The 13088-nt window shown below is 75.3% G+C and carries 12 protein-coding genes; 11 read left to right on the top strand and 1 reads right to left on the bottom strand.

What is annotated here, in order from left to right; translation table 11 throughout:
- Window positions 1-141 precede the first annotated feature (141 nt).
- The 4 genes from QNH85_RS10810 to rho all read left to right on the top strand — a co-directional run bounded on the left by QNH85_RS10810 (window position 142) and on the right by rho (window position 5899).
- On the top strand, window positions 142-1506 hold the full coding sequence (locus QNH85_RS10810; protein ID WP_282946406.1) for a homoserine dehydrogenase: 1365 nt from the start codon (window positions 142-144) through the stop codon (window positions 1504-1506).
- Complete coding sequence (thrC, locus tag QNH85_RS10805; RefSeq protein WP_282946405.1) at window positions 1506-2597, top strand: threonine synthase; 1092 nt, start codon at window positions 1506-1508, stop codon at window positions 2595-2597. The genes QNH85_RS10810 and thrC overlap by 1 nt, the downstream gene beginning before the upstream one ends.
- Window positions 2598-2604: 7 nt before the next feature.
- Window positions 2605-3561, top strand: coding sequence for a homoserine kinase (thrB, locus tag QNH85_RS10800; RefSeq protein ID WP_282946404.1), 957 nt, complete (start codon window positions 2605-2607; stop codon window positions 3559-3561).
- A gap of 271 nt (window positions 3562-3832) precedes the next feature.
- Entirely contained in the window at window positions 3833-5899 is a 2067-nt protein-coding gene (gene rho, locus QNH85_RS10795) for a transcription termination factor Rho (RefSeq protein WP_282946403.1), read from the top strand.
- Between the two features lie 77 nt (window positions 5900-5976).
- Here the strand turns inward: rho and QNH85_RS10790 are convergent, their stop codons facing one another.
- Window positions 5977-7119 carry a glycosyltransferase family 4 protein gene (locus QNH85_RS10790; protein ID WP_282946402.1) on the bottom strand — a complete coding sequence of 381 codons (1143 nt, stop codon included), beginning with the start codon at window positions 7117-7119 and terminating at the stop codon, window positions 5977-5979.
- A 127-nt stretch (window positions 7120-7246) separates the two neighbouring features.
- Between QNH85_RS10790 and rpmE the strand changes: the two genes are divergently transcribed.
- The 7 genes from rpmE (at window position 7247) to atpB (ending at window position 13061) form a co-directional block, all read left to right on the top strand.
- The gene (gene rpmE / locus QNH85_RS10785; protein ID WP_213282255.1) at window positions 7247-7462 is read left to right on the top strand and encodes a 50S ribosomal protein L31; all 216 of its coding nucleotides are present in this window, start codon (window positions 7247-7249) and stop codon (window positions 7460-7462) included.
- Between the two features lie 128 nt (window positions 7463-7590).
- Window positions 7591-8688 (top strand): peptide chain release factor 1, encoded by a 1098-nt coding sequence (prfA, locus tag QNH85_RS10780; protein ID WP_282946401.1) that lies wholly within the window; start codon window positions 7591-7593, stop codon window positions 8686-8688.
- Between the two features lie 14 nt (window positions 8689-8702).
- The gene (gene prmC, locus QNH85_RS10775) at window positions 8703-9656 is read left to right on the top strand and encodes a peptide chain release factor N(5)-glutamine methyltransferase (protein ID WP_282946479.1); all 954 of its coding nucleotides are present in this window, start codon (window positions 8703-8705) and stop codon (window positions 9654-9656) included.
- Complete coding sequence (locus QNH85_RS10770; RefSeq protein WP_282946400.1) at window positions 9653-10309, top strand: L-threonylcarbamoyladenylate synthase; 657 nt, start codon at window positions 9653-9655, stop codon at window positions 10307-10309. Before prmC ends, QNH85_RS10770 begins: the two co-directional genes overlap by 4 nt.
- On the top strand, window positions 10306-11646 hold the full coding sequence (locus tag QNH85_RS10765; protein ID WP_346016310.1) for an MraY family glycosyltransferase: 1341 nt from the start codon (window positions 10306-10308) through the stop codon (window positions 11644-11646). Before QNH85_RS10770 ends, QNH85_RS10765 begins: the two co-directional genes overlap by 4 nt.
- Complete coding sequence (locus QNH85_RS10760; RefSeq protein ID WP_282946399.1) at window positions 11643-12149, top strand: Cg1360 family ATP-synthase-associated protein; 507 nt, start codon at window positions 11643-11645, stop codon at window positions 12147-12149. The genes QNH85_RS10765 and QNH85_RS10760 overlap by 4 nt, the downstream gene beginning before the upstream one ends.
- Window positions 12150-12269: 120 nt before the next feature.
- Window positions 12270-13061, top strand: a complete 792-nt coding sequence (atpB, locus tag QNH85_RS10755) for a F0F1 ATP synthase subunit A (protein WP_282946477.1) — start codon at window positions 12270-12272, stop codon at window positions 13059-13061.
- Window positions 13062-13088: the final 27 nt, after the last annotated feature.

Below are 13088 nucleotides of genomic sequence, written 5' to 3'. Positions count from 1 at the left end.
AGGCGCGCCGGCCCAGGGTGTGGATGCACCGTCGGGGCCCGTGGTGCGGCCCCTATCCTGTGTCAGCGGCCGGGCGCCTCGGCGCCGGCCGTGTCCCAGCAGACCCCGGGAGCTCCCGGGCGTGATCGAGAGGCGCACGCGGTGACTGCACGCGACGAGACCGGCCGGCACGCCCGGCCCGCGACGACGGAGCGCCCGGCGGTGCGGGTCGCCCTGCTCGGCTGCGGCGTCGTGGGCACGGAGGTCGTGCGGCTGCTCACCACGCAGTCGGAGGACCTCGCCGCCCGCGTCGGCGCCCCGCTGGAGCTCGTCGGCGTGGCCGTGCGCGACGTGGACGCCGAGCGCGACCCCGTCGTCGACCGGTCGCTGCTGACCTCCGACGCCGAGGCGCTGGTGACGAAGGCGGACGTCGTCGTCGAGGTCGTCGGCGGCATCGAGCCCGCCCGGTCGCTGCTGCTGCGCGCGATCGAGCACGGGGCTGCGGTCGTCACGGCGAACAAGGCGCTGCTCGCCGAGGACGGCCCCACGCTCTACCAGGCGGCGGACGCCGCGGGCGTCGACGTGTACTTCGAGGCCGCGGTCGCCGGGGCGATCCCGCTGGTCCGGCCCGTGCGCGAGTCGCTCACCGGCGACCGCGTGCACCGCGTCCTCGGCATCGTGAACGGCACGACCAACTACGTGCTCGACCGGATGGCCACCGACGGTCTCGACCTCGACGCGGCCGTCGCCGAGGCGCAGGCGCTCGGGTACGCGGAGGCCGACCCGACGGCCGACGTCGAGGGGTTCGACGCCGCGGCGAAGGCCGCGATCCTCGCCTCGCTGGCGTTCCACACCCGGGTCTCGCTCGAGGACGTCGACCGCCAGGGCATCACGGCGGTCACCGCGGACGACGTCGCCTGGGCCGGCCGCACCGGGCACGTCATCAAGCTGCTCGCGATCGCCGAGCGGCGCACCACCGAGGACGGCGGCGACGGCGTCCAGGTGCGCGTGCACCCGTCGCTCGTCCCGCTGGCCCACCCGCTGGCCGGCGTGCGGGGCGCGTTCAACGCCGTGTTCGTCGAGGCCGAGGCCGCGGGCGAGCTCATGTTCTACGGCCGGGGCGCCGGCGGTGCGCCGACCGCGTCGGCGGTGCTCGGCGACGTGGTGTCCGCGGCCCGGCACCGGGTGCACGGCGGGCGCGGCCCCGCCGAGTCCTGGTACGCCGCCCTGCCGGTGCTGCCCGCCGAGTCGGCGCGCACCCGCTACCAGGTCCGGCTCGACGTCGACGACCGCCCCGGCGTGCTGGCCCAGGTGTCCGCGGTGCTCGCGGAGCACGGGGTCTCCATCGAGGCCGTGCGGCAGTCGCCTGCCGACGCGACCAGCACCGACGAGGCCCCGGGCGTCGCCCGCCTCGTCATCACCACGCACGAGGCGCCGGAGGCCGCGCTGGCCGCCACCGTCGCCGCGATCGGCGACCTCGGCTCCGTCCGCCAGGTCGTGTCCGTCCTGCGAGTCGAGGGAGCCTGATGGCCCACCAGTGGCGCGGCGTGATCCGCGAGTACGCGGACCGCCTGCCGGCGCACGTCCAGGAGCGCGTCGTGACGCTCGGCGAGGGCGGCACGCCGCTCGTCCCCGCCCCCGCGCTCTCGGCGCTGACCGGCGCGGAGGTGTTCGTCAAGGTCGAGGGCATGAACCCGACCGGGTCCTTCAAGGACCGCGGCATGACGACCGCGATGTCCGCGGCCGCGGGCCGCGGCGCGAAGGCCGTCGTGTGCGCGTCCACCGGCAACACCTCGGCGTCGGCCGCGGCGTACGCGACGGCCGCCGGGATGGTCTGCGCGGTGCTCGTGCCGGACGGCAAGATCGCGATGGGCAAGCTCAGCCAGGCCGTCGCGCACGGCGCGCGGCTGCTGCAGGTCGACGGCAACTTCGACGACTGCCTGGTCGCCGCGCGCAAGCTCGCCGAGGCGTACCCGGTGGAGCTGGTCAACTCCGTGAACCCGGACCGCATCGAGGGCCAGAAGACCGGCGCGTTCGAGATCGTCGACGCCCTGGGCGACGCCCCCGACATCCACGCGCTGCCCGTCGGCAACGCCGGCAACATCACCGCGTACTGGAAGGGCTTCCGCGAGTACGCGGGCCTCGACGCCGGCGCGGAGCACGGCGCGGTCGCCACGCACACGCCGATCATGTGGGGCTTCCAGGCGGCCGGCGCCGCGCCGATCGTGCGCGGGTACCCGATCACCGAGCCCGAGACCATCGCCACGGCGATCCGGATCGGCAACCCCGCGTCCTGGACGCAGGCGGAGGCGGCGCGCGACCTGTCGGGCGGGCTCATCGACGCGGTGACGGACGACGAGATCCTCGCCGCGCACCGCGTGCTGTCCTCGCAGGTCGGCGTGTTCGTCGAGCCGGCGTCGGCCGCGGGCGTCGCGGGCATCCTCAAGATGGCGGAGGCCGGGCGCGTGCCGGCGGGCGCGCGGATCGTCGTCACCGTCACCGGCCACGGCCTCAAGGACCCCCAGTGGGCCCTGCGCACCGCGGACGGCACCGAGGTCGAGACCACCCGCGTGCGGCCCGACGTGGTCGAGATCGCCGCGGCCCTCGGCCTCGGCTGAGCCGGCCGTGCGACTGGGAGCCGACCGGGCGCGGGTGCGCGTCCCGGCGACGAGCGCCAACCTCGGCCCGGGCTTCGACGCGCTGGGGCTGGCGCTCGCGCTGTACGACGACGTCGAGGTGCGCGCCCTCGGGTCCGCCGACGTGGTCGTCGACGTGGTGGGGGAGGGCGCCGACGACGTCCCCACCGGGGACGACCACCTGGTGGTGCGGGCCCTGCGGCACGCGCTCGACCACGTGGGCGCGCCGCAGACGGGCCTGCACCTGACCTGCCGCAACCGGATCCCGCACGGCCGGGGGCTCGGGTCGTCGGCCGGCGCCGTCGTGGCGGGCCTGCTCGCGGCGCGCGCGCTGGTCGCGGAGCCCGAGTCGCTCGACGACGACGTCGTGCTGCGGCTCGCCACGGAGCTGGAGGGTCACCCGGACAACGCGGCGCCCGCGCTGCTCGGCGGTGCGACGGTCGCGTGGTCGGACGACGCGGCGGGCACGGTGCACGCCGCCCGCCTGGCGGTGCACGAGACGATCGCGCCGGTCGTGGTGGTCCCCGGGACCCGGCTCGCCACGTCCCACGCCCGCGGCGTGCTTCCGGAGACGGTCCCGCACCGGGACGCCGCGTTCCAGGCGGGCCGCGCGGCCCTGCTCGTCGAGGCGCTCGGCCGCCGGCCGGACCTGCTGCTGCCCGCCACGCAGGACCGGCTGCACCAGGGCTACCGCCGGCCCGTGATGGCCGAGAGCATGGCGCTGGTCGACGCGCTGCGCGCCCGCGGCGTGCCCGCGGTGGTGTCCGGCGCCGGCCCGACCGTGCTCGTGCTGGCCCGCGGTGCGGGTGAACCCGCGGAGGGGGCGCCCGCGGCGACCGACGCCGACACCGCGCTCGACCAGGTGTTCGGCGGTGCGATGGGCGGCTGGCGCATCCTGCGGCTCGCGATCGACACGGCCGGAGCGGCGTGGCGGAGGCTGCCCTGACGGGTGGGCCCGGTGCTATGCTGAGCCCGTTCCCCGGACCTCGTCCTGATATCCGCTCAGCCTTTTTCCGGTGCAGCGCCGCTCAGGTGCCCCGCCCCGCGAAGGCCCGGGTCCCCGGAGATCCGAGACCGGGAACGATCCAGCCCACGTGAGTCGCCGCTCCAGCGCGACACGTGCGGCTTCACCGACGCACCGGCCCCCCACGAGGGACCGGACGCGGACCGCGCCCCGACGGTGGGTGGCGGTCCCCGACGAGGGGGAAGGGTCCTTCGTGACAGACACCATCGAGACCGCCGTGAGCACCGGCTCCGGCGGCTCAGCCCGTGGCGGTGCCATCTCCGCGATGCGCATGCCCGAGCTGCAGGCGCTCGCCGCCCAGCTCGGCGTGACGGGCACGTCCCGGATGCGCAAGAGCGATCTGGTCGACGCCATCCAGGCCCGGAACGGCGGGGGCGAGCGCCCCGCGCGTCGCGCCGCGTCCCGCGCCGCCGGCCCGTCCGACGCGCCCGCGGCCGAGCACACCGCGCCGCAGGCCGAGCTGCCCGCGGCCGAGCAGCCCGCCCCCACCGCCGACGCCTCCGGCGACGAGCCCCGTGCGCGGCGCCGCCGCCCCGTGCGGGCCGCCTCCGAGGCGCCCGCCGCGGACGAGTCCGGGGACTCCCGCGGCCGCGCCGTCGACGTCCTCGCGAACCTCGAGGCCGCGCTCGACTCCCGCCAGGGCGGGCAGCAGACCGGCGAGCCGCGTGACGACCGCGCCGCCCGTGCGGCCGAGGCCGTCGGCTCCGTGACCGGTGAGCGCCGTTCGCGCCGCGCCGGCCGCGGTGCCGGCGCGCCGACGGTCGACGTGACCCTCCCCGAGGGGCCGACCACCGCCGGCGACCGGGACGGCCGCGGCGAGCGCGAGGGCCGTGACGGCCAGCGCCAGCGCCAGCAGGACCGGGGCCAGCAGGGCCAGCAGCCGGCCGTGCAGCCGGAGCGGCAGGACCGCGCGCAGCCGCAGACCCGCGGCCAGCAGCAGGACCGCGCTCCGCAGGACGAGGACGACGAGCGCGGCGGCCGCCGCCGGCGCTCCCGCGACCGGTACCGCGACCGCGACCGCACCAAGCGGGGCCGTGGCACGCGGGGCACCGACGTCGACGCGTACGAGCCCGTCGAGGTGGACGAGGACGACGTCCTGGTCCCGATCGGCGGCATCCTCGACGTGCTGGACTCGTACGCGTTCGTCCGCACCACGGGCTACCTGCCCGGCGCGACCGACGTCTACCTGCCGCTCGGCCAGGTCCGCAAGGCCGGTCTCCGCCGCGGTGACGCCATCACGGGCGCCGTCCGCGCGCCCCGGGAGGGCGAGGCGCAGCCGCAGCAGGGCGGCAACCGCCCCAACAAGGCCAACGCCCTGGTGCGTCTCGACACGGTCAACGGCATGTCGCCGGAGCAGGCGCGCCAGCGCCCGGAGTTCTCCAAGCTGACGCCGCTGTACCCGCAGGACCGCCTGCGGCTCGAGAACGACCCGCACCAGCTGACGCCGCGGGTGATCGACATCGTCGCCCCGATCGGCAAGGGCCAGCGCGGCCTCATCGTCGCGCCGCCGAAGGCCGGCAAGACGATCATCATGCAGCAGATCGCGAACGCGATCACCGCGAACAACCCCGAGGTCCACCTCATGGTCGTGCTCGTCGACGAGCGCCCCGAGGAGGTCACCGACATGGAGCGGACCGTGAAGGGCGAGGTCATCGCCTCGACCTTCGACCGCCCCGCCTCGGACCACACCATGGTCGCGGAGCTCGCCATCGAGCGGGCCAAGCGCCTGGTCGAGCTCGGCCAGGACGTCGTGGTGCTGCTCGACTCGCTGACCCGGCTGTCCCGCGCGTACAACCTGGCGGCCCCGGCCTCCGGGCGCATCCTCTCGGGTGGTGTCGACGCCTCGGCGCTCTACCCGCCCAAGCGGTTCTTCGGCGCGGCCCGCAACATCGAGAACGGCGGCTCGCTGACGATCCTCGCCTCGGCGCTGGTGGAGACCGGCTCCAAGATGGACGAGGTCATCTTCGAGGAGTTCAAGGGCACCGGGAACATGGAGCTCCGGCTCTCCCGCTCGCTCGCGGACAAGCGCATCTTCCCGGCCGTGGACGTCAACGCCTCCGGCACGCGGCGCGAGGAGATCCTCATCGCGCCGGACGAGCTCAAGATCGTCTGGAAGCTCCGCCGCGTCATGGGCGCGCTCGACCAGCAGCAGTCGATCGAGCTGCTGCTCGGCAAGCTCCGCGAGACGAAGTCGAACGTGGAGTTCCTGCTCCAGGTGCAGAAGACGACCCCGGGCATGGGCGGCAAGAACGACGACTGACGCCACGGTGCGTCGCGGGGCGGCACTCCCTCGCGGGGGTGCCGCCCCGCTGCGCGTCCGGCGGGCTGTGGAGCGCCTCAGGCGCCGGGGGTGCGGGCGCCCCGGCGGGCGGAGAGCGCGTCCTCGTACCAGGCGAGCGTCTGCCGGGTGATCTCCCCGGCCTCGAACCGCTGCGCCGCGACGCGCTGCGGCCCCGTCGCCGCCCGCCGGGCCGCCGGGTCGTCGACCCAGCGCGCCAGCGTCCGCGCGAACGCCGGGGTGTCCCGGGGGTCGACGAGCTGCGGCTCCAGCCCCGCCATCGGGGTGCGGTAGCCCGGGTTGTCCCCGGCGAGCACGACACCGCCGGCGTCGGCGAGCGCCTCGACCACGGACATCCCGAAGCTCTCTCCGCCGGTGGACGGCAGGGCGACGACGTCCGCGCCGGCGAGCAGCGCCGCCTTGTCCTCCTCGGCCACGAAACCGGGGAAGTCGACGCGGTCGGCCAGCCCGGCGGCGCGGGCCCGGTCGCGCAGCTCGTCCAGCAGCGGGCCGCGCCCGGCGAGCGTCAGCGTCCACGGCCGCTGGGTGCGGGGCATGGCGGCGACGGCGGCGAGCAGCTCGCGGGGCCCCTTGCGCTCGACGAGGCGCCCGAGGAAGACGATCCGCACCGGCGCGTCGTCCGGCCGGGGTGCGGGGGCGACGTGCTCGGCGGGCAGCTCGACGGGGCCGCCGATGACGGGCACCTCGCGCCCGTAGGCCTCCCGGACCGACTCGGCGGCGGCGGACGACAGGGCGCTGATCGCGTCGAACCGCCGCAGCCGCCGGCGCTCCAGCAGGCCGAGCGCGCGGATGCCCCAGCGCGTCGCGGCGTCCTGCGGGTAGATGACGAAGTGCCCGACGACGGCCGTGCCCGGGCGCGCGGCGGACACGACCCGCCCGGCGAGCACCGGGCTGTACGGCATGGTCACGTGCAGGACGTCGAACGGCACGGCGTCGAGCAGCGCCCGGATGCCCGCCCGGGACGCGGGCAGCGGCGTCCCCAGGCGGTTGCCGTTGAACTTCACGCCGACGGTGCGGCCGAGCACGTGGAGGTTCGGCAGGTCCGTCCGCGTCGTGGTGGAGGTGAGGTAGTGCACCTCGTGGCCGAGCGCCGTGAGCCGGCGGCCGAGGGTGAGGACGATCTGCTGCACCCCGTCGGGGCGGTCGAGGCCGTCGTCGATCACCAGGCCGATGCGAAGCATGCCCTCATCGTAGGCGGCGGGAAGATTTCCGCCCCGGCCGCTGTTCTGGCAGACTGTTCCGTCGGTCTGCGGTTCACGTGCGCGGCTCGCGCGCACGACCCGGAGGCCCAACCCGAGGAGAACACCTGTGAAGACTGACATCCACCCCGAGTACGTGGTGACCCAGGTGACCTGCACCTGTGGCAACACGTTCACCACGCGCTCCACCTCGACCTCCGGTGAGATCCGGGCCGACGTGTGCAGCGCCTGCCACCCGTTCTACACGGGCAAGCAGAAGATCCTCGACACCGGTGGCCGCGTGGCCCGGTTCGAGGCGCGCTACGGCAAGCGCTCGGCCAACTAGCGACTTCGACGCCGGTGACCGTCGGCCCCTCGCGGGCCGCGGTCACCGGCGTCTTCGCATGTCCGGGCCCCGGCCGACGCAGCTGACGGGTCGCCCGGAACCCGTCCGCAGCGCCCGAGGAGACAGCGATGACCGACCCGTTCGTGGCCGCACGCCCGCTGCTGGACGAGCACGCCCGGATCGAGAAGCAGCTCTCGGACCCGGCGGTGCACGCCGACCAGGCGCTCGCCCGGAACCTGGGCCGCCGGTACGCCGAGCTCGGCCGGGTCGCGCAGGCGCACGGCGCGTGGCGGGCCGCCGCGGAGGACCTCGCCGACGCGCGCGAGCTCGCGCAGGACGACGCCGCGTTCGCGGCCGAGCTCCCTGTGCTCGCCGAGGCGGAGGAGCACGCGGCCGAGAAGCTGCGCCGCGTCCTGGTCCCGCGCGACCCCGACGACGCCCGCGACGTGATCCTCGAGATCAAGGCGGGGGAGGGCGGCGAGGAGTCCGCCCTGTTCGCCGCCGACCTGCTGCGGATGTACCTCCGCTACGCGGAGCGGCGCGGCTGGCGGACCGAGACGCTGGAGTCGACGGCGTCCGACCTCGGCGGGTACAAGGACGTGCAGGTCGCCGTGAAGGCGCGCGGGGCCGTGACGGACCCGGCCGAGGGCGTCTGGGCGAGCCTGAAGTACGAGGGCGGCGTGCACCGCGTGCAGCGGGTGCCCGTCACCGAGTCCCAGGGCCGCATCCACACGTCGGCCGCGGGCGTCCTGGTCTTCCCCGAGGCGGAGGACGCCGGCGAGGTCGAGATCGACCCGAACGACCTGCGCATCGACGTCTACCGCTCGTCCGGCCCGGGCGGGCAGTCGGTCAACACCACGGACTCCGCGGTGCGGATCACCCACGTGCCGACCGGCATCGTCGTGTCCATGCAGAACGAGAAGTCCCAGCTGCAGAACCGCGAGCAGGCGATGCGCGTGCTCCGCGCCCGGCTGCTGGCGGCCCGCCAGGAGGAGGCCGCCGCGGCGGCGAGCGCGGCCCGGCGGTCGCAGGTGCGCACCGTGGACCGCTCGGAGCGGATCCGGACCTACAACTACCCGGAGAACCGGATCGCGGACCACCGCACCGGGTACAAGGCCTACAACCTGGACGCCGTCCTGGACGGCGACCTCGGCCCGGTCGTGCAGTCCGCGATCGACGCCGACGAGGCCGCCCGCCTGGCGAGCGCCGGGGAGCCGGGCGCGTGACCGCCGCCCCGACGATGCGGGCCCTGGTCGACGCCGCGGCCCGGGTGCTCGCCGACGCGGGGGTCGGGTCGCCGCGGCACGACGCGACCGCCCTGGCCGCGTACGCCCTCGGGCTGCCCCGCCTGGACCTCGTGCTCGCGCCGCCCGTGCCGGACGGGTTCACCGAGGAGTTCGCGGGCCTGGTGGACCGGCGGCGCCGGCGGGAGCCCCTGCAGCACATCGTCGGCTCGACGGTGTTCCGGTACCTGACGCTCCGCGTCGAGCCGGGCGTGTTCGTGCCCCGCCCCGAGACCGAGACCGTGGCGCAGGTGGCGGTCGACGAGGCCGCGCGGCTGGCGACGCTGGGGGAGTCCCCGCTGGTCGTGGACCTGTGCTGCGGCGCGGGCGGCATCGCGCTGTCGGTGGACACCGAGGTGCCCGGGTCCCGCGTCGCGGCGGTCGACGCGTCGCCCGAGGCGGTCGCCCTGACGCGGCACAACAGCGGGGCCGCCGGGAGCCTGTCGCTCCGCGTCGAGCAGGGCGACGTCCGCGACCCGGCGCTGCTGGCCGACCTGGACGGCACCGTCGACGTCCTCGTGTCGAACCCGCCGTACATCCCGCCGGACGCCGTGCCGGTCGACCCGGAGGTGCGGGACCACGACCCCGACCTCGCCCTGTACGGCGGCGGGGTCGACGGCCTGGAGGTGCCGCGCGCGGTGCTCGCGGCCGCCGCCCGGCTGCTCGTGCCCGGCGGGCTCCTCGTCATGGAGCACGCCGAGGTCCAGGACGCGGCGGCCCGCGCCGCCGCCGAGGCGACCGGGGCGTTCGACGCGATCGAGAGCCGGCCCGACCTGACCGGCCGGCCGCGGATGCTCGTCGCCCGCCGCCGCCCGGCACCCGGCGCCCCGCTCGCCGCCGCTACCGCACCCGCACCCGCGGGCGAGCCGCGACCTGAGCCCCGCCCGGGCGTGAAAGACTCGCAGCCGTGAGTGCCGACCGCGTGCTGGACGCCACCGACCCCGCGACCTGGGGCCCCGCCCTCGACGCCGCCGTGCACACGGTCTCCCGAGGGGGGCTCGTGGTGCTCCCGACGGACACCGTGTACGGGATCGGCGCCGACGCCTTCACCCCCGACGCGGTCGCCGCGCTGCTGGCCGCGAAGGGCCGGGGACGGCAGATGCCCCCGCCGGTGCTCATGCCCGACGTGCGCACCCTGGACGGCCTCGCGATGGGCGTCCCGGCCGCGGCCCGCGACCTCGCCGAGGCGTTCTGGCCCGGCGGGCTGACGATCATCGTCGTCGCGCAGCCCTCCCTCGCGTGGGACCTGGGCGACACGCACGGCACGGTGGCCCTGCGGGTGCCGGACCACCCGGTCGCGCTGGCCCTGCTGACCCGCACCGGGCCGATGGCGGTCTCCAGCGCGAACCGCACGGGGCAGCCCTCCGCGCTCGAGGTCGCCGAGGCGCACGAGCAGCTCGGCGACAGCGTGCAGGTCTACCTCGACGGCGGCCGGACGCCCGGCCAGGTGGCGTCGACGATCGTGGACGCGACGGGCGACGAGCTCCGGGTGGTCCGCCAGGGCGCGATCGGCCTGGAGCGGCTCCGCGAGGTCGCGCCGGTGGTGGGTGACCCCGGCCGGTGAGGGCGTACCTCCTGCTCCTGCTGATCGCCGCGGCGGCGACCTACCTGCTGACGCCGGTCGCCCGGTGGTGCGCGCTGCGGTGGGGGGCCATCACGGCGGTGCGGTCGCGGGACGTGCACTCGATCCCGACGCCACGCCTCGGCGGGCTGGCGATGTGGGCCGGGATCATGGTCGGGCTGCTGATGGCGAGCCGGCTGCCGTTCCTCCAGGACGTCTTCGACAACCCGCGCCCGATCATCGGCATCGCCGCCGCTGCCACGATGGTGTGCGCGCTCGGCGTGGCCGACGACATCTGGGACCTCGACTGGATGACCAAGCTGGTCGGCCAGGTGCTCCCCGCGTTCGTCATGGCGTCGATGGGCGTGCAGCTCTACCAGCTGCCGATCGACGGCGTGATCGTGGGCTCGGACCGCATCTGGCTGGGGCTGACGGTGCTCGTCGTCGTGGTCGCGATGAACGCGGTGAACTTCGTCGACGGCCTGGACGGGCTGGCGGCCGGGCTGGTCGCGATCGGCGGGGCGGGGTTCTTCCTTTACTCGTACGCGCTGACCCGCGGCGCGAGCCCGGGGGACTACTCGAACCTGGCGACGCTCGTCGTCGCGCTGCTGGTGGGGGCGTGCGTGGGCTTCCTGCCGCACAACTTCCACCCCGCCCGGATCTTCATGGGCGACTCCGGGTCGATGCTCATCGGCCTGGTGATCGCCGCGGCGGGTATCCAGGTGACGGGGCAGATCGACCCCGCGATGACCCGGGAGTCATTCCCGGCGTTCCTGCCGATCCTGCTGCCGCTGGCCGTGCTGCTGCTGCCGCTGCTCGACATGGGCCTGGCGGTCGTCCGGCGCGTCGGGACGGGCAAGTCCCCGTTCCACCCGGACCGGATGCACCTGCACCACCGGATGCTCGCCCTGGGGCACTCGCACCGGCGCGCCGTGATCATCCTGTACGTCTGGACCTTCGTGTTCACCGGGGCGGCGGTCGCCCTCGTGTGGTTCTCCACGACCGCGGTGCTCGTCGGCCTCGCCGTCGGGGTGCTCGCCGCCCTGGCGCTCACGCTCGGCCCCCTGCGCGGCCGCGCCACGCCGGGCAGCACGGGCCGCACCGGGACGGCCGGGGGCGGCGGGGACGCCGGCCCGCCGCGGCCCGCAGCGCCCGCGGCCGCCCCGACCACCGCCGCCTCACCGGCCGAGCCCCCCCGCCGCCCGCACGACGCGCACGCCCGCGCCGACCACCGCGCGCCCGCCCGGCACGCCGCCGACCCGCACCGCCGGGCGTGGCACGGGACCGGCGCGCCGCTGACCGCCCTGAACGACGCCGACCCGAGGACGGACCACCGATGACCGAGCCCACCGCCGCACCGACGCCCCGCGCGGGGGACAGCCCCGAGGTGTCCGCCGTCTTCCGCACCGCCCTGCGGGACATGGTCGTGCTGGTCGCCGGCGTGACCGTGCTCGGCGTCGCGATCGGCTACCTGGTCGCCGGTCTGCCCGGGGTGTGGGGCGCGCTGATCGGCGCCGCCATCGCCCTGCTCTTCTCCGGCACGACCACGCTGTCGATGCTCAAGACCACGGGCACGGCCCCGGGCACGATGATGGCCGTGATCATGGGCACCTGGCTCGGCAAGCTGGTCGTGGTCGTCGTGCTGCTGGCGGTGCTGCGCGGCATGGACTTCTACGACCGGTACGTGCTGGCCGTGGTGGTGGCGGTGGCGGTCATCGGATCGGCGCTGCTCGACTACCGCGCCGTGGCGCGCGGGCGGGTGCCGTACGTGTCCCCTGCAGGTACCTCCGGGGCCGTCTCGAATCAGGACGACCCGGACGGCGGCAGCCGCTCCGTACGTTAGGCTTCCTGCCGAACCACCCACGACGGCCGGGTCCCGGTGGCGCGACCCGTGTGCAACGGGGCGCGAGTCCCCGGAGCCTTCGACCTACAGGAGACTGCTCTGTCCAGCCTTGCGACGATCCTGCCGCTCGCAGCCGAAGGCGAGTCCGGGTTCCACAAGCCGTCGATCGCGGAGTTCTTCCCGCCGGCCATCTGGTTCGAGGGCACGATCTTCGAGATCAACCGCATCCAGGTCGTGCGCTTCGTCGCCGTCGCCGTGCTGCTGACCGTCATGGTCATCGCCGCCCGCCGCGCGCGCCTCGTGCCGCGCCGCGGCCAGAACGTCGCCGAGCTGCTGCTCGACTTCGTCCGCGTGAACGTCGCCGAGGACATCATCGGCAAGGAGAAGGCGCACAAGTACGTCGCCCTCCTGACCACGATCTTCTTCGCGATCCTCGCCTTCAACATCACCGGCGTGATCCCGCTGCTGAACATCGCGGGGACGTCGGTGATCGGCCTGCCGATCATGCTGGCCCTCTGGGTGTACGTCATGTACATCGGGGCGGGCGTGAAGGCCCACGGCGTCGGCGGGTTCCTCAAGAACAGCCTGTTCCCCCCGGGCGTCCCGTGGCCGCTGTACGGGCTGCTCGCGCCGGTGGAGTTCCTGCAGGTCTTCGTTCTGCGGCCCGTGACGCTCGCCATCCGGCTCATGGCCAACATGGTCGCCGGGCACCTGATGCTCGTGCTGTGCTTCTCGGCCACGCAGTACCTGCTCTTCGAGGCGAGCGGCGGCCTCAAGCCGTTCGGCGCCCTCACCCTCGCGGGCGGCTTCGCGATCACCCTGTTCGAGGTGTTCGTCGCCGCGCTGCAGGCCTACATCTTCGTCGTCCTGACGGCTGTCTACCTCAGCCAGTCGGTCGAAGAGGAGCACTGACCCAGCACCACCCGGGGGTCCTCACGG

This window comes from Cellulomonas endometrii (assembly GCF_949769265.1).
Taxonomy (GTDB): Bacteria; Actinomycetota; Actinomycetes; order Actinomycetales; family Cellulomonadaceae; genus Cellulomonas; species Cellulomonas endometrii.
This window is presented reverse-complemented; position numbering and strand designations above follow the sequence as displayed.